Genomic DNA, 22,443 nt, shown 5'->3' on the forward strand with positions numbered 1-22,443 from the left:
GCTTCTGCCAACGACTCTGCATTTACCTGAAGCTAAAACGACCACCTGTTACAGCGGTCTGACCTTTCTAGTTGTTACGCCTGCTGACAATCAGCAATAGCGCCAAGTACGACTTCGTGCGGCACTCCGCCGCGCACTTCACTTTTCCCTATTGCAAGCGGGAGCACCAAACGCATCTCACCTGCCAATACTTTTTTATCGCGCATCATGTGGGGAAGGTACGCCTGCGCAGACATTTCCTGCGGACCACTCACCGGCAAGCCAGCGCGCTTAAGCAACGCGATGATACGTGCTGTCTCTTCCGGCCTGAACTGCCCCAGACGTTCAGAGGCACGGGCCGCCATAACCATCCCGGCAGCGACAGCTTCACCGTGAAGCCAGTTACCGTAGCCCATTTCGGCTTCGATCGCGTGACCAAACGTATGCCCCAGATTCAGTAAAGCACGTAAGCCGGTTTCACGCTCATCTGCGACAACGACTTCTGCTTTCAGCTCACAGCAACGGCGAATACAGTAGGCCATCGCCTGCCCATCGAGGCGCAGCAGCCCATCCATATTCTCTTCCAGCCAGTTGAAGAACTCACCGTCAAGAATAATGCCGTATTTGATCACTTCTGCAAGGCCAGACGCCAGTTCGCGTGCTGGCAACGTTTTCAGACAGTCGAGATCCACCACCACCGATGCAGGCTGGTAGAACGCGCCAATCATGTTTTTGCCGAGCGGATGGTTAACCGCCGTTTTACCGCCTACAGAAGAATCGACCTGTGACAGCAACGTGGTTGGAATTTGAATAAAGCGCACACCGCGCTGATAGCTGGCGGCTGCAAAACCGGTCAGATCGCCCACAACGCCGCCGCCAAGAGCAAGCAGTGTTGTATCACGACCGTGCGGTTTTTGCAGAAGTGCGGTAAAGACGGTATCCAGTACCGTCAGGCTTTTGTACTGCTCGCCATCGGGCAGAATCACACTGTCGACCTTCACGCCCGCCTGCTCAAGCAGGTGGCGTACACGTTCGAGATAAAGCGGAGCCAGCGTCTCGTTGGTGACCAGCATCGCCTGATCACCCGCTTTCAGTGGTAAGAAGGAAGCTGGATCGTTAAACAAACCAGCCGCGATGGTGATAGGGTAACTACGTTCCCCGAGAGTAACTGTAATCCTCTCCATGACGCGACATCCACCTTAAATGCTTTTACCCGCAGGCGAGTGTATATAAAGCCAGAATCAGTTGCTTTCCAGCATATGAATAATCTGGTTTGCAACCACTTTAGCGCTTTGATCGTCAGTACGAATGGTCACATCAGCAATCTCTTCGTACAGAGGATTGCGTTCATCGGCCAAAGCTTCCAGAACTTCACGTGGCGGTGTTTCAACCTGCAACAACGGGCGCTTTTTATCACGCTGCGTGCGTGCCAGCTGTTTTTCGATGGTCGTCTCAAGATAGACCACTACGCCACGGGCGGAGAGACGGTTGCGGGTTTCGCGAGATTTTACAGAGCCGCCGCCTGTTGCCAGCACAATGCCCTGTTTTTCCGTGAGTTCGTTGATCACTTTTTCTTCTCGGTCACGGAAACCTTCTTCGCCTTCTACGTCGAAGACCCAGCCCACATCCGCTCCGGTTCGTTTCTCAATCTCTTGATCAGAATCGTAAAATTCCATATTGAGTTGTTGAGCTAACTGACGCCCAATAGTGCTTTTGCCGGCACCCATAGGCCCAACCAGAAAGATATTGCGTTTCTCTGCCATTTTTTCGGTACTACTAAGACTATTCGTTAATGGTAATCCCCGCTGCGCAGACACCTGGCGTAGCAGGACATGAACTGAAACCTCATTTGCAATAGAGCGAGAGTCAGACGAAAAATTATCTCAATACTCCGGCTTGTTTGGCAACTGATTAAATCACCGTTCCCGGCGCATAAGGAAATAAGACGTAAGTCCAACTCAAATCGGTACTCCTTGTATGCTAATTCATGCCCCACGTCAAACATCTGCAACAAACTGAATGCAAAATCATTGCGGGGATCGTTACCCATTAATGAATACTGACCAGACGTGGCGTGATAAACACCACCAGCTCGCGCCGTTCGTTATCTTTTCCGTCATGGCGAAACAACTGACCCAGCCACGGTATGTTGCCCAGTACAGGCACGCTATCGCGTCCGGTTTTATTCTTTTGCGAAAAGATCCCGCCCAGCGCGATCGTTTCCCCACTTTTTACTTCTACCTGCGTTTCGATCTCCTGTTTATCAATCGCCAGCGTTTCGCCGTCTGCCTGTTGCAGTACCTGTCCGGGCATATTTTCACTGATATGCAGCTTCAGGCGTACGCGTCCGCCTGACAACACTACTGGAGTAACCTCCATCCCTAATACCGCCTCTTTAAATTCAACGGATGTCGCCCCGCTCTCGCCGCTGGAAACCTGATACGGAATTTCACTGCCCTGCTTGATGCTGGCCGGTTGCATATGCGACGCCAGCAGCCGTGGGCTGGCGATGATGTCCACCTGCTGCTTTTGCTCAAGCGCAGACAGCTCAAGATCCAGCATCCTGCCGTTGATGCGCCCGATGTTGAACCCCACGTGGGTAGTCGCACTGGCCACCGACAGATCGGCACCAAGCGTCGTTACCTGCCCCACTTTTCCCGCCTCTGACGCCTCGGCGAGACTCCACTTCACGCCCAGCTCGCGCAGGCTTTTTTCATTGATGGTCACGATTTGCGCCGCCAGCTCCACCTGCTCGATGGGCAGATCCATCTGCGCCGCCCAGCGCGTGAGCGTGTCCACAACCGTCTGGTTATCTCTTATCAGGAGACGGTTGGTGCGCTTGTCGACGGACAGACTGCCTTTCGGGCTTAAGAGCTTCTCCGCCGCTTTTTGCAATTCGGCTGCATCCGCCCAGGCAAACGGAATGCTGTGAGAGAGAAGCGGGGCATCGAGCAGACGCTGGGCTCGCTCCTGCTCTTTACGCGTCTGTTGTTCCCGTTGCCAGGCTGCCGTATGCACATAAAAAATGCCGCCCTCTTCCCGCAATACCAGCCCGGCGCTGTTTACTACCGTCTGGAGCGCTTGCCTCCAGGGCACCCGTGTTAAGTTCAGCGAAAGCGAACCGCTGACGTCCGGCGAGACCACCAGATTGCGGTCCGCCTGCGCTATCAACGCCTGTAATACCTGCACCACCGGGACGTCATCCACCAGCAGGGTGACCGGTTTTGGCGTGGCGGCCCACAGGGGTTGGCTGAGTGCCGTCAGCAACAGCAATATCCTTATCTTCACTTTTTTTCGTTCCTTCTCGTTGCCATGTCCATCGCTTCGGCTCGCACATGTCGCCGACATCAACGGTCAGTTGTTGTTTATCTATCGCACTCACCCGCCAGCCTGGCGGTAACCGCATCTGCGTTTTTACCCGGTGCCAACGTTTCTGCCCGTCCTGCATAAGGCCGATATCTATGCCGCCACTGATTATCCCCTGATAACGCCACTGGCTCAGTTGCCCTGCTGCGCAGCGCTCCTGTGGCACTGAGAAGGGATCCCGCATCCCGGTCAGGAAAAGCGTAGAAAGCAGGATCAGCAAACGGGCTTTACCGCGCATGACCGACCTCCAGTTGCAGGCTGAGGCGTAGCTGTTTACCCTGAGGCGTAAGATCAAACGCGCTCACCCGCACGTTCTTAAGCGCCAGCCGGGAAAAGAGCGCCGGAACGGCACTCCATGAGATATCCAGCGCCAGCTCTCCCCCACTCTTTTGCGGCTTCCAGTACACCAGCCTTGCGTCCTCACGCTGAAATACCAGCGGAGAAAAGGGCTGTGAGGGCTTCCCTTGCGTCACCCCCGGTCGCCGTCTGGCTTCTGGCCACAGCGAGGTATTAATCCGCTGTGTACTGATGGCCTGCGCCTGAATGTCGGCGTAGCGAAGAGCTTGGGGTCTGAGCAGCAGCCCCCACATCACAAACGCGATGAACCCCGATGCCATCAACCAGCAAAGTACGCGTCGGGAAGGGCGTGCATCAGCCCAGCGTTGATACCAGATCCCCACTGGCTACCTCCGGCTATGCAGCTGAAAAGAGAACATCCATCGCCCCTGGCTATCCTGTTGCAGTTCGCCTGTCGGCCCGGGGTTAAAACCCGCCACCCTTTTTAGCGCATCGGTCATGGCGGAGAGCGCCGGAAGTGAGGAGGTATAACCCGTCAGGATCAGCGTGGGTGGCTGGTAACGCAGCGCCGTCAGCCAGGCCTGCTGGGGCATGACGCCTGCGAGGGATTCCAGCACGGGTTGCCAGGCCACCGGCTCGGGCGGCTGAGAAGGGGTATTCAGCGCCGCTGGCTGCGGCTGACGGGCTTTCAATACCTTCTGCACCGCACGCGTGCCCGCCAGATCGCTTTGCAACGCCTGTGACGAGAGAGACTGAGCCGCCCGCAGGCTAACGCCGCCCGCCAGCATCACCAGCAACGAGGCGACGTACAGCAGGCCCCAGAAGCGCAGACGCTGAATACGCTGTTGCCGACGCCACGGTAAAAGATTGGGCATGCTCATCAACGTGCCTCGCTCATGGCCAGCGCCAGGGCGACGGTGTACTCAGCACCGCATTCAGGCAGCGGCGGCTGACACAGCGTCACCGCTTTCCAGGGATCGCGAGCAGCATCAAAAACGGCGATGTCAGAAGGAGACAGCGCAAGCAGCGCCGCCAGCTCATTCACCGTCGCCGCTTCTGTGGTATAGCGCCGCCCCCACTGATGACGCATCGCCCATAACCACTGGTCTTCATCCCTCCAGGCCACGCACCGGGCGGGTTCAACAGCAGAGAGAAGATTAGCCAGCGCGCCGGCATCCGGGGCGATGGCGGCCAGGCGCAAACGCAGCGCTTTCGCCAGCGACAGCAGAGTATCGACCTCTCTGTTTTGCGCCGCGGTGACATGAAATGTGTTGCTGAACGTATCCTGCGCGTAGTCAAAGCAGAGCGTATCGGCGGGCATCTCCAGCTCACGTGCTAATGTGGCCCCTACCCACGTGAGCTGTTCGCTGTCGCGCAAGGCTACGTTGGGCCGGGGCAACGCGCGTTGCAGCACACGCGTCGCCGGAAATGAGAGAAAAACCCGATGCGCGTGCGGCAACGTTTTCCGCCAGCCGCGTAATGCATTAACCAGATGATCTGGCTTGAGTATTTTCCCCTCCCCGATAATGCCGTCCGGCAGCGGCACGGCCCACCAGCGGCGTAAACGCCAGCCGGCCCGCTCCCGGGTCAGCGCCACCGCGACCACCTTATCCTGTTGAATATGAACGCCTGTTTGCCACGTTTTAAAAGCCATGCTTCACGATCTCCTTATCGCCCGTCGGAGTGACGGCTATATCAATGAATCAGGCTTGCCTTTATACTACCGCGCGATTGTTTAGAAACTGCCCAGGCTAAACCAAATGGGAAATCTCCGGTGAAGTTCGTAAAGTATTTATTGATCCTTGCAGTCTGTTGCATTCTGCTGGGAGCAGGCTCGATTATTGGTTTGTACAAATATGTCGAGCCGCAACTACCTGATGTCGCCACGCTTCGTGATGTGCGGCTCCAGATCCCTATGCAGGTCTATAGCGCCGACGGTGAACTGATGGCGCAATACGGCGAGAAACGTCGTATCCCGTTGACCTTAAATGAAATTCCACCCGTCATGGTGAAGGCCTTTATCGCCACCGAGGACAGCCGTTTTTACGAGCACCACGGTGTGGATCCGGTCGGTATTTTCCGTGCGGCAAGCGTGGCGCTGTTCTCTGGTCATGCCTCTCAGGGGGCAAGTACCATTACCCAGCAGTTGGCGCGTAACTTCTTCCTGAGCCCGGAAAAGACGCTAATGCGAAAGATCAAAGAGGTGTTCCTCGCGATCCGCATTGAGCAACTGCTGAGCAAAGACGAGATCCTTGAGCTTTACCTCAACAAGATCTATCTGGGCTACCGCGCCTATGGCGTAGGGGCAGCGGCGCAGGTCTATTTTGGTAAGCCGATCGATCAGCTCACGCTGAGCGAAATGGCGACCATTGCCGGCCTGCCAAAAGCGCCGTCCACGTTTAACCCGCTCTACTCACTGGACCGCGCCACCGCGCGTCGCAACGTGGTGCTGTCGCGTATGCTGAGCGAAGGCTACATCAGCCAGGATGACTACGATCGGGCGCGCGGCGAGGTTATCGACGCCAATTACCATGCGCCGGAAATTGCTTTCTCATCGCCGTATCTGACGGAAATGGTTCGCCAGGAGATGGTGCGCCGCTACGGCGACAAAGCGTATGAAGACGGCTATCGCGTTTACACCACCGTGACCCGCAAGGTGCAACAGGCTGCCCAGCAGGCGGTGCGTAATAACGTGATGGATTACGATATGCGTCACGGCTATCGCGGCCCGTCTAACGTGCTGTGGAGAGTGGGCGAAGGCGCATGGGACAGCAAAAAAATCACCGATTCCCTGAAGGCGCTGCCGACCTATGGCCCGCTGCGTCCGGCGGTGGTAACCCAGGCCGATCCGCAGGAAGCGGTGGCAATGATGGCCGATGGCACCTCTGTGTCGCTGCGCATGGAGGGTGTCCGCTGGGCGCGTCCGTACCGCTCCGACACTCTTCAGGGCCCGACGCCGCGTAAAGTGACCGATGTCGTACAAACCGGACAACAAATCTGGGTACGTCAGGTCGGTGATGCCTGGTGGCTGGCGCAGGTGCCGGACGTCAACTCTGCCCTGGTCTCCATCAATCCGCAAAACGGTGCCGTGATGGCGCTGGTGGGCGGGTTCGATTTCAACCAGAGCAAATTTAACCGCGCAACCCAGGCGCTGCGTCAGGTCGGTTCGAACATCAAACCGTTCCTGTATACCGCGGCGATGGACAAAGGTCTGACGCTCGCCAGTATTCTCAACGACGTGCCAATTTCCCGCTGGGATGCCGGTGCGGGCTCTGACTGGCAGCCGAAGAACTCCCCGGCGCAATACGCTGGCCCTATCCGTCTTCGTCAGGGACTTGGCCAGTCGAAGAACGTGGTCATGGTTCGCGCGATGCGTGCGATGGGCGTTGATTATGCGGCAGAGTATCTGCAACGCTTCGGCTTCCCGGCGCAAAACATCGTCCATACCGAATCTCTGGCGCTCGGCTCCGCGTCCTTTACGCCGCTTCAGGTCGCGCGTGGATACTCGGTAATGGCGAACGGCGGCTTCCTGGTCGATCCGTATTTCATTAGCAAAATCGAGAACGATCAGGGCGGCGTGCTGTTTGAAGCGAAGCCGAAAATTGCCTGCCCTGAATGCGATATCCCGGTGATTTACGGCGACACGCCAAAATCAAATGTTCTTGAAAACAAGGATATGGAAGATGTGGCGATCTCTCAGGAACGTCAGAATCTGACGGTGCCGCAGCCTCAGCTGGAACAGGCCAATCAGGCGCTGGTCGCCCAGAGCGGCGCGCAGGAGTATGCCCCGCACGTCATCAGCACCCCGCTGTCGTTCCTGATTAAGAGCGCGCTGAACACCAACATCTTTGGCGAACCGGGCTGGCAAGGCACCGGCTGGCGAGCGGGCCGCGATTTACAGCGCCGCGACATTGGCGGTAAAACCGGCACCACCAACAGTTCAAAAGATGCCTGGTTCTCGGGTTATGGCCCGGGCGTTGTCACCTCGGTCTGGATTGGTTTTGACGATCACCGCCGCACTCTGGGGCGCACAACCGCTTCTGGCGCGATTAAAGATCAGATTTCCGGTTACGAGGGCGGGGCGAAGAGTGCGCAGCCGGCCTGGGATGCTTACATGAAGGCCGCTCTCGACGGCGTACCGGAGCAGCCGCTAACGCCTCCGCCGGGCATTGTCACGGTCAATATTGACCGCAGCACCGGGCAGCTTGCGAACGGTGGCAACAGCCGCGCAGAGTATTTCATCGAGGGCACGCAGCCCACCACGCAGGCAGTGCACGAGGTGGGAACCGAAATCATTGATAACGGCGAAACGCACGAGCTCTTCTGACGCCGACAAAAAAGCCGGGTGGCGGCGACGCCTGACCCGGCCTACAGCGTAATGCAAAACGGCAACCATCGGTTGCCGTTTTTACGGGTGGCGCTACAAACGCCCCTGCCCCTTCAGCCACTCCCGCACCAGGAACAGTGCGCTCACGTTGCGCGCCTCGTTAAAGTCAGGATCTTCCAGCAAATCCATCAGGTGGGCCAGCGGCCAGCGAACCTGCGGCAGCGGTTCCGGCTCGTCTCCTTCCAGGGATTCAGGATAGAGATCTTCCGCGACAACAATGTTCATTTTACTGGAGAAATAGGACGGCGCCATACTCAGCTTTTTCAGGAACGTCAGCTCCTTCGCGCCAAAACCGACCTCTTCTTTCAGCTCCCGGTTTGCCGCTTCAAAAACCGTTTCGCCCGGGTCGATCAGTCCTTTGGAAAAGCCCAGCTCGTAGGATTCTATGCCCACGGCGTATTCACGAATGAGGATCAGGTGCTCGTCGACAATGGGCACAATCATCACCGCTTCGCGCGTGGAGGGGCGCATACGCTCATAAACACGACGCACGCCGTTGCTGAATTCCAGATCCACGCTTTCAACATTAAACAGACGCGATTTCGCGACGGTTTCAACATTCAGAATGGTGGGCTTTTGTAAGGGTTTGGTCATCTTGACGGGTCTTTGCTGGGTGAACTGGCTTTATTGTGCGATACGCCGCACGGTTTCGGCAATGTCAATTGCTCTTTATTTACATTTATGCAACGTAACTGAATGCGATTCTCATTTCAAAACAAATGTCAAGAGGTTGAAATGTTTCCAGGAATTTGCTGATATCGCGCCGGAACAGGCTTTGGTATCATTACCGGTCACTGGGATGCGCGTCAACATGCTCAAGTTAGACTCCATACTTGCCGATAGCCGACCACAGAATCTCATTCATTGTACAAAAGGTGCGACTGACAACACCTGTAAGAAGATAAGTAAGATGGGGAAAGCATGAGCACCATTTTGATTTTTCTCGCTGCTGTGCTGGCCTGCGCGTCGATTGCGGTGTGGGTATTCAGGCGCCGCGTACATCGCCGTTATCGGCTGCCCTTTTTAAACGCGTTCGCCGGGGCAAACACGCGCAAGCTCTCGCCAGAGGAACGCAGCACCGTTGAGCAGTATCTCGACACGCTGAACCGATCCCGGCTTTCGCCTGGCCCTACCGGCGCCAGCACCGCCCCCGTATCGCTTAACCTGAACGCACAAAGCGACACTGTTCTGTGCGTGACGCGCTCCATTACCCGCTACGGCATCACTACCGACGATCCCAACAAGTGGCGTTACTATCTCGATTCTGTTGAAGTCCACCTGCCGCCCTTCTGGGAGCAGTATATTAACGATGAAAACAGCGTCGAGCTGATCCATACCGACACGTTGCCGCTGGTTATTTCCCTTAATGGTCATACCCTGAGCGAATATGTTCAGGAAGCGCCACGCTTTGCGCTGGAGCGCGCGAGCGGAACGCAGGCCTCCATTCGCGGTGAAGAGACAGAGCAGATTGAACTGCTGAACATCCGTCAGGAGACGCATGAAGAGTACGTCCTGAGCCGCCCGGATGGCATTCGCGAAGCGGTGCTGATTGTCGTCTCGTTCCTGCTCTTTTTCATCTGCCTGCTGACGCCGGACGTGTTTGTTCCGTGGCTCGCGGGTGGCGCCGTACTGCTGCTGGCCGCCGGACTGTGGGGCATATTTGCCCCGCCGGCCAAAACGTCGTTACGTGAAATTCACTGCCTGCGCGGAACCCCAAAACGCTGGGGATTGTTCGGCGAGAACGATCAGGAACATATCAACAATATCTCGCTCGGGATTATCGATCTTATCTATCCGCGCCACTGGCAGCCGTGGATTGCGCAGGACCTGGGCCACAAAACGGATATTGATATCTATCTCGACCGCCACGTTGTACGCCAGGGACGTTATTTGTCCCTGCACGACGAAGTGAAAAACTTCCCGCTTCAGCACTGGCTTCGCAGCGCGGTGATTGCCGGTGGCGCCGCGCTAGTCTTCGTTATGCTGCTGCTCTTCGTGCCGCTGGATATGCCGATCAAGTTTACCCTGTCGTGGATCAAAGGGGCGCAAACCGTGGAAGCCACCAGCGTCCAGCAGCTTGAAGAAGCGGGTGTACGCGTGGGAGATACGTTGCGGCTGAAAGGTACCGGGATGTGTAATATCCACACGCCCGGCGCCTGGAACACGCGCCAGAACTCGCCGTTCGCGCCTTTCGACTGCTCTCAGATCATCTGGAATGATGCCTCTCCGCTGCCGCTGCCGGAATCGGATGTGGTCAATAAGGCCACCGCGCTCACCCAGACGATTAATCGCCAGCTCCATCCGAAACCGGATGATGATTCTCGCGTGAGTCCTGCCCTGCGCTCGGCCATTCAGAAGTCGGGCATGGTGCTGCTGGATGACTTTGGCGAAATCGTCCTGAAAACTGAAGATCTCTGTTCCGCTCAGGATGACTGTATCCGGCTTAAGAACGCGCTGGTCAACCTCGGCAACAGTAAGGACTGGGATGCGCTGGTGAAACGCGCCGAAGCGGGACGCCTCGACGGCGTGAACGTGCTTCTGCGTCCGGTCAGCGCCGAGTCGCTGGATAACCTGGTGGCGACGTCTACCGCCCCCTTCGTGCTGCGTGAAACCACCCGTGCGGCCCAGGCGCTTAACAGCCCGGCGCCAGGCGGATTTGTGATTGCCAGCGATGAAGGCAGCGACCTGGTGGATCAACCCTACCCGCAGGTTTCACTGTATGACTATCCTGCTCAGGAACAGTGGAGCGAATTTCAGCGCCTGGCACAGATGCTGATGCGAACGCCGTTCAGCGCGGAAGGGATCGTCACTACCTTGTTTACCGACGCCAACGGCACGCGTCATATTGGCCTGCACCGCATGCCTGACAGCGCTGGCCTGTGGCGCTACGTAGGAACATCTCTGCTGCTGATTGCGATGCTGGCGTGCATTGTCTGGAACGGGTTTCAGGCCGTACGCCGCTACCAGCGCTCCCGCACGCGACTGGCAGACATCCAGGCCTACTACGAAAAATGCCTTAACCCGAAACTGATCTCCTCTTCTGAGAGCCTGATCGGATAACGTCCCTGCGCGACAAGTTGTGCTACCCTGTCGCGCACGTTTCTTCTGGCTGGAGTTCCCCCTTATGCATCTTGATATCGACTGGCAGGCGGTCGATACCGTCCTGCTTGATATGGACGGTACGCTGCTCGATCTCGCCTTTGATAACTATTTCTGGCAAAAGCTTGTCCCCGAAACATACGGTGAACAGCAGGGGATCTCCCCAGCGGAAGCGCAGGAATTCATTCGTTCGCAATATAGCGCGGTGCAGCATACGCTAAACTGGTACTGTCTTGACTACTGGAGCGAGCGACTCGGTCTGGATATTTGTGCCATGACCACCGCCCAGGGCGCACGCGCCGTACTGCGTGACGATACGGTCCCGTTTCTGGACGCGCTGAAAGCCTGCGGTAAGCGCCGCATTTTGCTGACAAATGCGCATCCCCATAACCTGGCCGTGAAGCTGGAACATACTGGTCTTGCTTCACACCTTGATTTATTGCTTTCCACCCACACATTTGGTTATCCGAAAGAGGATCAGCGGTTGTGGCATGCCGTGGTGGAAGAGACCGGTTTACAGCCGGAACGGACGCTGTTCATTGACGACAGTGAGCCAATTCTGGATGCTGCGGCCGCATTTGGCATTCGCTATTGCCTGGGCGTGACCAATCCTGATTCCGGCCTGGCTGAAAAAAGCTATCTGCGACATCCGGGGCTGAACGACTATCGCCGGATGATCCCCTCACTTACCGTGAAGGAGACGCCATGAAAGAAAAACCCTCTGATGGGGTAAGACTGGATAAATGGCTGTGGGCCGCCCGTTTTTATAAAACGCGCGCCCTTGCCCGTGAAATGGTTGATGGCGGAAAGGTGCATTACAACGGCCAGCGCAGCAAACCGAGCAAGCTGGTTGAACTGAATGCCACGTTGACGCTTCGCCAGGGTAACGATGAGAAAACGGTCGTGGTGAAAGCCATTACCGAACAGCGGCGGCCCGCAACCGAAGCCGTTTTGCTTTATGAAGAGACGGCCCAGAGCATAGAGAAGCGTGAGAAAACCGCGCTGGCGCGCAAAATGAATGCGCTGACCATGCCTCACCCGGACCGGCGACCGGATAAAAAAGAGCGCCGCGATCTGATGAAATTTAAACACGGTGAGAACGAGTAACCCTCACCTGCACGAGAGATGAAAATGGCCCAACACGACCAATTACACCGCTATCTGTTTGAACAATTCGCCGTGCGCGGCGAGCTGGTCACCGTATCCGAAACCTGGAAACAGATTCTGGAAAACCACAACTACCCGCTGCCGGTGAAAAACCTGTTGGGCGAACTGCTGGTTGCCACCAGCCTGCTGACCGCCACGCTGAAATTCGCAGGCGATATTACCGTACAGTTGCAGGGCGATGGCCCAATGTCGCTGGCGGTGATCAACGGCAATAATCAGCAGCAGATGCGCGGCGTGGCGCGCGTTCAGGGTGATATCCCTGAAAATGCCGATCTGAAAACGCTGGTCGGTAACGGCTACCTGGTCATCACCATCTCGCCTGAAGAAGGTGAGCGCTATCAGGGCGTGGTCGGTCTGGAAGGCGATACGCTTGCCGCCTGCCTGGAAGATTACTTCATGCGTTCCGAACAGCTGCCAACCCGCCTGTTCATCCGTACCGGTGAAGTTGACGGCCAGCCTGCTGCCGGCGGTATGCTGCTCCAGGTTCTGCCTGCGCAGGATGCACAGACCAACGATTTCGAGCATCTGGCAACGCTGACGGAAACCATCAAAGCGGAAGAGCTGTTCACCCTGTCGGCGACCGACGTGCTGTGGCGTCTGTACCACGAAGAAGAAGTGACGGTTTACGATCCGCAGGCGGTGGAATTTAAGTGCACCTGCTCCCGCGAGCGTTGTGCTGGCGCACTGAAAACCCTGCCGGATGAAGAGATCGACAGCATCATGGCGGAAGACGGTGAAATCGATATGCACTGTGACTACTGCGGTACGCACTACGTGTTCAATTCGATGGATATCGCGGAGATCCGCAATAACGCCTCTCCGGCGGATCCGCAGGTTCACTAAGCTCTGAGCCTGGTGACCGGCGGCGCTATGCTTGCACGGGCCTACAATGAATGGTGCAATTTTTTCATATGATTGCTAATTGTAGGCCGGGTAAGCGTAGCGCCACCCGGCAAGAAAAAGCACTAACGCCACTGCGCATTATTGTAACTGTCGTAGCTCATATCGACACGCTCCCCAAAAATCTCAATATCCGCCCAGGGCTTCACGACAGATTTCACTTTCCTCTGCCTCAATGCGCGGTCAAGTTCTTCTCTGGTCAATGCCTCCGGCATTTTCCACGCGTCCCCGGCGATCCTCCAGCCCGTGTCGGTTTGTGTGTAAGCCACGATCGTGCGATCGGTAAATTGAAATAGCACGGCTTCCGGCATGCCGTCGCTGTTAAGATCCAGCGGCATGAGTAAACAGTTACTCTGGGCGCTATCGCAGCTCTCAAAGCGATACTGATTGCTGAGCATGGCTTGCCATAATGCCTTATCAGGACGAGCCATTCCCGGTGCGAGCTGGACCTGTTTTTCCAGCATCGCGGCGGTCATCTTACCTGCTCCGCCAGCGTTCCCGGAGAGAAGACCATTTATTTCACGCTGGCGTTTTGGGTTAGAGATAAACTGCGGATCGTTTTGAAGCGTGAGCATCGCCTCCCGCCCCTTTCGTCCAGCGTTACTGAGCATATACAGGCTGACTTGATCCGCAGTTATTCTGCCTTCCTGATAGCGGGCCATATGGCTTGCTACGCTTATTCGCCACGGATCCAGCACAGGGGTATGGATCAACGCCAGGAAGATGAGGGAAAGCAGCCCGGTCGCAGGGATGACGTACGCATGGATCTTCTCCGGTTCACGACGCTGGATCAGGACGCTGGCGCAAAATCCGACCGCCCAGACCAGCGCCACGATGGTTATTAATACCCCGTACAAACGCTCGGGTGACCAGCCGTATTGCGAAATGCGTAGCCACAGCGCCCATCCCGCCAGAACCGGATACGCGGGTACGATAGCCACGGCAAGGCGAATTATCCCTCGCAGCGGGGCATAGTAAGGCAGCGTTTGACGCTGTGGATGCCACACTATCGTCACCAGGAATAACAGCAGCAGCGCTAAGGTGGTCAGCAAGCCCGCGGCGGATATTCTGGCTGAAATGGTTTCAAAGCCGACAATAGGCAACGCGCCAATAAAGAGCAGCGCCAGCGCCGCCATCAGGGGAAGCAGACCGGTGGCGATGAGGGTCAGCAGATGTTGCAGGGCAAGGATTAACCTTACCTGCATACGCGTGAGCACGGCCGCACTGGCTGAAACCACGCCAATCGCCACTGAAATAAACCCGTCAGAATGGAAGAATAGCCAATCAAAAAAGCCGATGCCGATAAGTTCGAAAAGCTCGGCCCAGAGGAAAAGCACCAGCCAGAAGAGACCATTCGAAACAAAAATAATGAGCAGCGTCAGCGCGTTATGCCAGTTGCGTTGATAAAAATCGCTGTAAAACGAGGTAGTCGGGACGGGATCCAGATGCCGCTGAAGCCATGGCAACACCAACAACGTCATCAGCAGCAGATGAAAACCGAAAATGAGCATCTCATCTCTGAGACTCCAGCTTTCGAGTCCTGCAACACTCCACTTAAGCCAGCCGCCCATACCCGCGACTGCCGCGCCGATCAACCCGAGCGCCAGCCACAAAAAAGGTTTTCTGAACGATGTCACAGCAAGCGACATCGTGGTCGTCATTACCACGGTGGCAGGAATAACGCACATCAACCACAGCGTATCGGACGGCAATTTTGCATGCCCGATGTACCAGGTTATGGCATAGCAGAGCACTCCCTGTAAAGCGCCCGCCAGCACGACGGCCAGGCGCGTTGAAGGGGATAACGTTTCACTGTTGTCCATCATTCATCCCTTGCTTACAAAAATACAGTGTCCCATTAAAGCGATATCAGGGTCTCAACGGCAATATCTGAAATCATAGTTGCAGGAGACATGAATCGTTTTCCCAATGTAACCCTTACGTAATTCTCTTTCATGTATGCGATTACATTCACATTCTTCCGGATAAATTCACCAGAGATTAACCTTTTAAGAACATTTTCCCCAACCAAAAAGCGATTCCTGCGATAATCTGCCCGCCCTGTGACTGGAGTCGCAGCGTTTTCCGTTAGTAAGGGTTTTGACCAGATACGTAAATCTATGAGCCCCGTCGCGGTTAACATCCCCAGAAAAACCCTACAATTTCAGGCAGTACATATTGGCTAAGGAGCAGTGATATGCGTGTTAATGGTTTAACCCCGCAAGATCTCAAGGCTTATGGTATTCACGACGTCCAGGAAGTGGTCTACAACCCCGATTACGATACGCTGTATCAGGAAGAGCTTAATCCCGCGCTGGAAGGGTACGAGCGAGGTGTGTTGACGAATCTTGGTGCTATCGCCGTCGATACCGGTATTTTTACCGGCCGTTCGCCGAAAGATAAATACATCGTCCGAGATGATACCACCCGCGATACGCTGTGGTGGGCCGATAAAGGCAAAGGGAAGAACGATAACAAACCGCTCTCTCCTGAAACCTGGCAGCATCTGAAAGGGCTCGTCACTCATCAGCTTTCCGGCAAGCGTCTGTTCATCGTCGATGCTTTCTGCGGCGCTAACGCCGACACCCGTCTCTCCGTTCGGTTTATCACTGAAGTGGCCTGGCAGGCGCATTTCGTGAAGAACATGTTCATTCGTCCGACCGATGAAGAACTGCAAAACTTCACCCCTGACTTTATCGTGATGAACGGCGCGAAATGCACCAACCCGCAGTGGAAAGAGCAGGGTCTGAACTCCGAAAACTTCATCGCCTTCAACCTGACCGAGCGTATCCAGCTGATCGGCGGTACCTGGTACGGCGGCGAAATGAAGAAAGGGATGTTCTCGGTTATGAACTACCTGCTGCCGCTGCGCGGTATCGCCTCCATGCACTGCTCGGCGAACGTCGGTGAAAAAGGTGACGTGGCGGTGTTCTTCGGCCTTTCCGGCACCGGTAAAACGACGCTGTCCACCGATCCAAAACGTCGTCTGATTGGCGACGACGAGCACGGCTGGGACGACGACGGCGTGTTTAACTTTGAAGGCGGCTGCTACGCGAAGACCATTCGCCTGTCTGAAGAGGCAGAGCCGGATATCTACCACGCGATTCGTCGCGATGCGCTGCTGGAAAACGTCACCGTGCGTGCCGATGGCTCTGTCGACTTCGACGATGCGTCCAAAACCGAAAACACCCGCGTGTCTTATCCGATTTACCACATCGACAACATCGTGAAGCCGGTTTCGAAGGCGGGCCACGCCACGAAGGTGATTTTCCTGACCGCGGACGCGTTCGGCGTGCTGCCGCCCGTTTCCCGCCTGACCGCCAGCCAGACGCAGTACCACTTCCTCTCTGGCTTTACCGCTAAGCTGGCGGGTACCGAGCGCGGCGTGACCGAGCCAACTCCAACCTTCTCCGCCTGCTTCGGCGCGGCGTTCCTGTCGCTGCACCCGACGCAGTACGCGGAAGTGCTGGTGAAACGCATGCAGGCGTCCGGCGCGCAGGCCTATCTGGTGAACACCGGCTGGAACGGTACCGGCAAGCGTATCTCCATCAAAGATACCCGCGCCATCATCGACGCCATTCTGGATGGTTCTCTGGATAACGCCGAAACCTTCACGCTGCCGATGTTCGATCTGGCCATTCCGACGGAACTGCCGGGTGTGGACACGCGTATCCTCGACCCGCGCAATACCTACGGATCGCCGGAACAGTGGCGCGAGAAGGCGGAAGCGCTGGCGAAGCTGTTTATCGAGAACTTCGAGAAGTACACCGATACCCCGGCGGGTGCTGCGCTGGTGAGTGCGGGTCCGAAGCTGTAGCCCTTCTCCCTCTCCCTGTAGGAGAGGGTCGGGGTGAGGGCATCAGGCCGCAGAGACTGAACCTTGTCGGGTGGCGGCTTCGCCTTACCCGACCTACGAAAAGGGTGGCTAAAGCCACCCTTTTTTAACTCTCTTTTACCTGCCCCCGTAAAACCGGCACCGGTAACCATGCGCGAATACTCAATCCCCCCCGCTCGCTGGTGCCAATTTCCAGCAGTCCGTTATGGTTATCTACAATACGCTGCACAATCGCCAGGCCCAAGCCGGTGCCGCTGGTGCTGCGCGCGCTGTCGCCGCGCACGAACGGCTGGAACAGGTGCTTACGCTGCTCAGGCTTGATGCCCGGACCATCGTCTTCCACCTGGAACCAGGCGCGGTTGAGTTCCGTACCGCTGCTGACTTTGATCCAGCCGTTGCCGTAGCGCGCCGCGTTGACCACCATATTCGCCACCGCGCGTTTGATGGAGAGCGGGTGCATACGTACCTGAATCTCACCCGCCTGGAGGTCGGTCGCAATTTCACGTTCATAGCCGCTTTCAGCGGCGACCACTTCTCCCAGCACCGCGTTCAGATCCGCCATCTCCATCGGCATCTCCTGCCCGGTGCGCAGATAATCGATAAACTGCTCGATGATGGCGTTACACTCTTCTATATCTTTATTAATAGATTCAGCGAGATAACCGTCCTGCTCGCCCATCATCTCTGTCGCCAGCCGGATGCGCGTCAGCGGGGTGCGAAGGTCATGGCTGACCCCGGCCATCAGCAGCGTACGGTCGTCCGCCAGCTGTTTAACGCCTGCCGCCATGTGGTTAAACGCACGCGTCACCGAGCGCACTTCCGACGCGCCATACTCGCGCAGCGGCGGTGGGATAATCCCTTTACCGACCTGCAATGCCGCATGCTCCAGGTCGACCAGCGGTCGGTTCTGGATACGAATAAACAGCCACGCGCCGCCGATGGCCAGCAGCATGATCGCCAGGGTGTAACGGAACAGCGGCGAGAAGTCGCCCTGATGGATTTCGGTGAGCGGAACACGCACCCAGATGTTGGGTGACAGCCAGGTTTTCAGCCAGACAACCGGCGAGCTTTTATTGACCTCAACGCGCACTTCCGTCGGGCCGCCAAGCTGCTGCGCCATTTGCTGGCTGAGGAATTCATAATGCTGCGCCCAGCGCAGGCCAGCATCTTCCGCCGCTTCGTTGGAGTAGAGCGAAATCCCCAGTTCACGGTAGATTTCCCGACGGAACGCCGGGGGAACAACCAACTGCGTGCCGTCCTCCAGTTGCAGTTTGTCGGTCATCAGCATACGCACTTCGTATGCCAGCACCTTATTAAACTGCTGAAGGCTCGGCAGGATCGCAAAGTTCAGCACCACCAGGTAGGTCGTCACCAGGCTGACGAACAGCAGGGTGACGATCAATAACAGCGTGCGGGCAAACGAACTTCGCGGCGAGAAGCGCATTCGCCTCATGCTTTAGAGCCGTCCGGAACAAACACGTAGCCCAGACCCCACACGGTCTGAATGTAACGAGGATGCGCCGGATCTTCTTCCACCATGCGGCGCAGACGAGAGATCTGCACGTCGATGGAACGCTCCATCGCCGAGTATTCACGACCACGCGCCAGATTCATCAGCTTGTCACGGGAGAGCGGCTCACGCGGGTGGCTGACCAGCGCTTTCAGCACCGCGAACTCGCCGCTGGTGAGCGGCATTGGCTCATCTTCACGGAACATCTCACGGGTGCCGAGGTTCAGCTTGAACTTACCGAATGCAATGACTGCCTCTTCCTGAGACGGCGCGCCCGGCAGCTCGTTCGCCTGACGACGCAGCACGGCGCGAATACGCGCCAGCAGTTCACGCGGGTTGAACGGCTTAGGAATGTAGTCATCAGCGCCAATCTCAAGGCCGACGATACGGTCAACTTCTTCACCCTTCGCCGTCACCATGATGATCGGCATCGGGTTGCTCTGGCTGCGCAGGCGGCGGCAGATAGAGAGCCCGTCTTCGCCAGGCAGCATCAGGTCCAACACCATCAGGTGGAAGGATTCACGCGTCAGCAGACGATCCATCTGTTCCGCGTTCGCGACGCTACGAACCTGGAAGCCCTGCTCTGTCAGATAACGTTCCAGCAGCGCACGCAGGCGCATGTCGTCATCCACGACCAGAATTTTGTAGTTCTCTTGCATTGTGTGTACTCCCAAAGGTTCGGATAGGCCTGGAACAGCGTATTCTAAAAAAGTGCACGTGTTCGACCAGCAAATTCTGGTATAAATTCTAGACGAAATTGTTACAAAGCATATTTAACAGCAGCTTATCTGTTCATTTCATCACATAAATCATTATTTATCTTGTCTGTTACACTGTGCGCTACGTATTGTGCGCAAAGACAGTTAACCGGCATTAAAGGCTGCACCATGAAAACGCCTCTGATCACCCGTGAAGGGTACGAAAAACTCAAAAAAGAGATGGATTACCTGTGGCGCGAAGAGCGTCCGGAAGTGACCAAAAAAGTCACCTGGGCGGCAAGCCTGGGCGATCGCAGCGAGAATGCGGACTACCAGTACAATAAAAAGCGGCTGCGGGAAATCGATCGCCGGGTACGCTACCTGACGAAGTGCCTCGAGAATCTCAAAATCGTCGATTACTCCCCGCAGCAGGAAGGTAAAGTCTTCTTCGGCGCCTGGGTGGAAATCGAAAACGACGACGGCAACACCCTGCGTTTTCGCATCGTCGGTTACGATGAAATTTTCGGTCGTAAGGATTACATCTCTATCGACTCACCGATGGCCCGCGCCCTGCTGAAAAAAGAGGTGGGCGATTTAGCCGTTGTCCAGACGCCCGCCGGTGAAGCAAGCTGGTACGTCAACGAAATCGAGTATGTTAAATAGTCCGAGAGCGCCCTCCCCGGCTGGCATTTTTTGGTGTCAGCCCGTATAACTATCCCCCTGATTTTCGATCCACAAGATGAACTGACCATGATGAAAGAGTCGCTCTGCCGCATTATTGCGGGTGATATTCAGGCCAGAGCCGAACAGGTAGAAGCTGCCGTTCGCCTGCTTGATGAAGGGAACACCGTGCCGTTTATTGCACGTTATCGTAAGGAAGTCACCGGCGGTCTGGATGACACGCAGCTGCGTAACCTGGAGACGCGTCTGGGCTATCTGCGCGAACTGGAAGACCGACGTCAGGCGATCCTCAAATCTATCGGCGAGCAGGGCAAGCTGACCAGTGACCTGGAAAAAGCCATTAACGGCACCCTGAGCAAAACCGAACTTGAAGATCTCTATCTGCCTTACAAACCGAAGCGCCGCACACGCGGACAGATCGCGATCGAAGCCGGCCTTGAGCCGCTGGCCGACCTGCTGTGGAACGAGCCGTCTCACGACCCGGAAACCGAAGCCGCCAAATTTATCGACGTCGACAAAGGCGTAGCGGACACCAAAGCCGCACTGGACGGCGCTCGCTACATTCTGATGGAGCGTTTTGCCGAAGACGCGGCGCTGCTGGCCAAAGTGCGTGATTACCTGTGGAAGAATGCGCATATCGTCTCCACCGTGGTGACCGGCAAAGAGGAAGAAGGCGCGAAATTCCGCGACTATTTCGATCACCACGAACCGATTTCTACCGCGCCGTCCCACCGCGCGCTGGCGATGTTCCGCGGCCGTAACGAAGGCGTGCTGCAACTCTCCCTGAATGCCGATCCGCAGTTTGACGAGCCGCCAAAAGAGAGCCACTGCGAGCAGATCATTATCGATCATCTCGGCCTGCGCCTGAACAACGCCCCGGCGGACAGCTGGCGCAAAGGCGTGGTGAGCTGGACCTGGCGCATTAAGGTGCTGATGCACCTCGAAACCGAGCTGATGGGCACCGTGCGCGAACGCGCCGAAGACGAAGCGATCAACGTCTTCGCCCGTAACCTGCATGACCTGCTGATGGCCGCCCCCGCTGGCCTGCGCGCCACCATGGGGCTCGATCCGGGCCTGCGTACCGGCGTGAAGGTGGCGGTCGTTGACGGCACCGGCAAGCTGGTCGCCACCGACACCATTTACCCGCACACCGGCCAGGCGGCTAAGGCGGCGACGGTCGTGGCCGCGCTGTGTGAAAAATATAATGTCGAGCTGGTCGCCATCGGTAACGGTACGGCGTCCCGCGAAACCGAGCGTTTCTACCTTGACGTGCAGAAGCAGTTCCCGAAAGTGACGGCGCAGAAGGTGATCGTCAGCGAGGCGGGGGCATCGGTCTATTCCGCCTCAGAGCTGGCGGCGCAGGAGTTCCCGGACCTGGACGTTTCCCTGCGCGGCGCGGTCTCTATTGCCCGTCGTTTGCAGGATCCGCTGGCGGAGCTGGTGAAGATCGACCCGAAATCCATCGGTGTGGGCCAGTATCAGCACGACGTGAGCCAGACGCAGCTGGCGCGCAAGCTGGATGCGGTGGTGGAAGACTGCGTAAACGCCGTCGGCGTGGACCTGAACACCGCTTCCGTTCCCCTGCTGACCCGCGTCGCGGGCCTGACCCGCATGATGGCGCAGAATATCGTCGCCTGGCGCGATGAGAACGGTCAGTTCCAGAACCGCCAGCAGCTGCTGAAGGTGAGCCGCCTCGGGCCGAAAGCGTTTGAGCAGTGCGCGGGCTTCCTGCGCATCAACCACGGCGATAACCCGCTGGATGCCTCCACCGTTCACCCGGAAGCGTACCCGGTCGTTGAGCGTATTCTGGCCGCCACCCAGCAGGCGCTGAAAGACCTGATGGGCGACAGCAGCGCGCTGCGTAACCTGAAAGCGGTGGATTTCACCGACGAACAGTTCGGCGTGCCGACGGTGACCGACATCATCAAAGAGCTGGAAAAACCGGGGCGCGATCCGCGTCCTGAGTTCAAAACCGCGACATTTGCTGACGGCGTGGAAACCATGAATGACCTGCTCCCGGGCATGGTGCTGGAAGGTGCGGTGACCAACGTGACCAACTTCGGCGCGTTTGTGGATATCGGCGTGCATCAGGATGGTCTGGTGCATATCTCTTCCCTCGCCGACAAGTTCGTTGAAGATCCGCACACCGTGGTCAAAGCGGGCGACATCGTGAAGGTGAAAGTGCTGGAAGTGGATCTCCAGCGCAAGCGTATCGCCCTGACCATGCGTCTGGACGAGCAGCCGGGCGACACCAGCGCGCGCCGTGGCGGTAATGGCGGTGGCCGTGAACAGCAGCGCCCGACAGCGAAAGCCGCCAAGCCACGCGGACGCGACGCACAGCCGGCGGGCAACAGCGCGATGATGGATGCGCTGGCAGCGGCAATGGGTAAGAAACGCTAAATCTGTAAATGCCCGGTGGCGCTACGCTTACCGGGCCTACGATTTTGTAGGCCGGGCAAACGCAGTGCCGCCCGGCAAGCAGACCGCAGGAAATTAAAATAAATATGGTGTATCCATATTTAAA

The 22,443-nt window shown here is 56.9% G+C and carries 19 protein-coding genes; 8 read left to right on the forward strand and 11 right to left on the reverse strand.

The window, feature by feature from the left end; translation table 11 throughout:
* Positions 1-74 precede the first annotated feature (74 nt).
* The 7 genes from aroB to pilM form a co-directional block, all read right to left on the reverse strand.
* The gene (gene aroB / locus A3466_RS03970) at positions 75-1,163 is read right to left on the reverse strand and encodes a 3-dehydroquinate synthase (RefSeq protein ID WP_063449502.1); all 1,089 of its coding nucleotides are present in this window, start codon (positions 1,161-1,163) and stop codon (positions 75-77) included.
* Between the two features lie 57 nt (positions 1,164-1,220).
* Positions 1,221-1,742: a shikimate kinase AroK gene (gene aroK, locus A3466_RS03975; protein WP_003861630.1), complete on the reverse strand. Its 522-nt coding sequence runs from the start codon at positions 1,740-1,742 to the stop codon at positions 1,221-1,223.
* Between the two features lie 286 nt (positions 1,743-2,028).
* Positions 2,029-3,267: a DNA uptake porin HofQ gene (gene hofQ / locus A3466_RS03985; protein WP_063449504.1), complete on the reverse strand. Its 1,239-nt coding sequence runs from the start codon at positions 3,265-3,267 to the stop codon at positions 2,029-2,031.
* Entirely contained in the window at positions 3,179-3,583 is a 405-nt protein-coding gene (locus tag A3466_RS03990) for a HofP DNA utilization family protein (RefSeq protein ID WP_063449505.1), read from the reverse strand. Before A3466_RS03990 ends, hofQ begins: the two co-directional genes overlap by 89 nt.
* The gene (locus A3466_RS03995) at positions 3,573-4,025 is read right to left on the reverse strand and encodes a hypothetical protein (protein ID WP_063449506.1); all 453 of its coding nucleotides are present in this window, start codon (positions 4,023-4,025) and stop codon (positions 3,573-3,575) included. Before A3466_RS03995 ends, A3466_RS03990 begins: the two co-directional genes overlap by 11 nt.
* A 3-nt stretch (positions 4,026-4,028) precedes the next feature.
* A complete protein-coding gene (locus A3466_RS04000; RefSeq protein WP_063449507.1) occupies positions 4,029-4,523 on the reverse strand; it encodes a PilN domain-containing protein in 495 nt (164 codons plus the stop codon).
* Positions 4,523-5,296 carry a pilus assembly protein PilM gene (gene pilM, locus A3466_RS04005; RefSeq protein WP_063449508.1) on the reverse strand — a complete coding sequence of 258 codons (774 nt, stop codon included), beginning with the start codon at positions 5,294-5,296 and terminating at the stop codon, positions 4,523-4,525. The genes A3466_RS04000 and pilM overlap by 1 nt, the downstream gene beginning before the upstream one ends.
* A 120-nt stretch (positions 5,297-5,416) precedes the next feature.
* Between pilM and mrcA the strand changes: the two genes are divergently transcribed.
* Positions 5,417-7,969: a peptidoglycan glycosyltransferase/peptidoglycan DD-transpeptidase MrcA gene (gene mrcA / locus A3466_RS04010; protein ID WP_063449509.1), complete on the forward strand. Its 2,553-nt coding sequence runs from the start codon at positions 5,417-5,419 to the stop codon at positions 7,967-7,969.
* Positions 7,970-8,062: 93 nt separating this feature from the next.
* Here mrcA and nudE read toward each other — a convergent pair whose 3' ends face one another.
* Entirely contained in the window at positions 8,063-8,623 is a 561-nt protein-coding gene (nudE, locus tag A3466_RS04015; RefSeq protein WP_063449510.1) for an ADP compounds hydrolase NudE, read from the reverse strand.
* A 327-nt stretch (positions 8,624-8,950) separates the two neighbouring features.
* Here nudE and A3466_RS04025 point away from each other — a divergent pair, with 327 nt between their 5' ends.
* The 4 genes from A3466_RS04025 (at position 8,951) to hslO (ending at position 13,138) form a co-directional block, all read left to right on the forward strand.
* Positions 8,951-11,089 carry an intracellular growth attenuator family protein gene (locus A3466_RS04025; protein WP_063449512.1) on the forward strand — a complete coding sequence of 713 codons (2,139 nt, stop codon included), beginning with the start codon at positions 8,951-8,953 and terminating at the stop codon, positions 11,087-11,089.
* A 64-nt stretch (positions 11,090-11,153) separates the two neighbouring features.
* On the forward strand, positions 11,154-11,837 hold the full coding sequence (yrfG, locus tag A3466_RS04030; RefSeq protein WP_063449513.1) for a GMP/IMP nucleotidase: 684 nt from the start codon (positions 11,154-11,156) through the stop codon (positions 11,835-11,837).
* Positions 11,834-12,235, forward strand: coding sequence for a ribosome-associated heat shock protein Hsp15 (hslR, locus tag A3466_RS04035; RefSeq protein ID WP_063449514.1), 402 nt, complete (start codon positions 11,834-11,836; stop codon positions 12,233-12,235). Before yrfG ends, hslR begins: the two co-directional genes overlap by 4 nt.
* Positions 12,236-12,259: 24 nt before the next feature.
* Positions 12,260-13,138 (forward strand): Hsp33 family molecular chaperone HslO, encoded by an 879-nt coding sequence (gene hslO, locus A3466_RS04040; RefSeq protein WP_063449560.1) that lies wholly within the window; start codon positions 12,260-12,262, stop codon positions 13,136-13,138.
* Positions 13,139-13,260: 122 nt separating this feature from the next.
* On the opposite strand, the gene A3466_RS04045 is transcribed toward hslO, so the two are convergent.
* The gene (locus A3466_RS04045) at positions 13,261-15,021 is read right to left on the reverse strand and encodes a DUF4153 domain-containing protein (RefSeq protein ID WP_245167728.1); all 1,761 of its coding nucleotides are present in this window, start codon (positions 15,019-15,021) and stop codon (positions 13,261-13,263) included.
* Positions 15,022-15,392: 371 nt separating this feature from the next.
* Here A3466_RS04045 and pckA point away from each other — a divergent pair, with 371 nt between their 5' ends.
* Entirely contained in the window at positions 15,393-17,012 is a 1,620-nt protein-coding gene (pckA, locus tag A3466_RS04050; protein ID WP_063449516.1) for a phosphoenolpyruvate carboxykinase (ATP), read from the forward strand.
* A gap of 124 nt (positions 17,013-17,136) precedes the next feature.
* On the opposite strand, the gene envZ is transcribed toward pckA, so the two are convergent.
* Both envZ and ompR read right to left on the reverse strand, forming a co-directional pair.
* Positions 17,137-18,483 carry a two-component system sensor histidine kinase EnvZ gene (gene envZ, locus A3466_RS04055; RefSeq protein ID WP_003861615.1) on the reverse strand — a complete coding sequence of 449 codons (1,347 nt, stop codon included), beginning with the start codon at positions 18,481-18,483 and terminating at the stop codon, positions 17,137-17,139.
* Positions 18,480-19,199 carry an osmolarity response regulator transcription factor OmpR gene (ompR, locus tag A3466_RS04060; RefSeq protein ID WP_001157751.1) on the reverse strand — a complete coding sequence of 240 codons (720 nt, stop codon included), beginning with the start codon at positions 19,197-19,199 and terminating at the stop codon, positions 18,480-18,482. Before ompR ends, envZ begins: the two co-directional genes overlap by 4 nt.
* Positions 19,200-19,427: 228 nt before the next feature.
* Here ompR and greB point away from each other — a divergent pair, with 228 nt between their 5' ends.
* Complete coding sequence (gene greB / locus A3466_RS04065; protein ID WP_014072116.1) at positions 19,428-19,901, forward strand: transcription elongation factor GreB; 474 nt, start codon at positions 19,428-19,430, stop codon at positions 19,899-19,901.
* An 87-nt stretch (positions 19,902-19,988) separates the two neighbouring features.
* A complete protein-coding gene (locus A3466_RS04070; protein ID WP_063449517.1) occupies positions 19,989-22,319 on the forward strand; it encodes a Tex family protein in 2,331 nt (776 codons plus the stop codon).
* Positions 22,320-22,443 lie beyond the last annotated feature (124 nt).

The organism is Enterobacter genomosp. S, from assembly GCF_001631805.1.
GTDB classification, from domain to species: Bacteria; Pseudomonadota; Gammaproteobacteria; order Enterobacterales; family Enterobacteriaceae; genus Enterobacter; species Enterobacter quasihormaechei.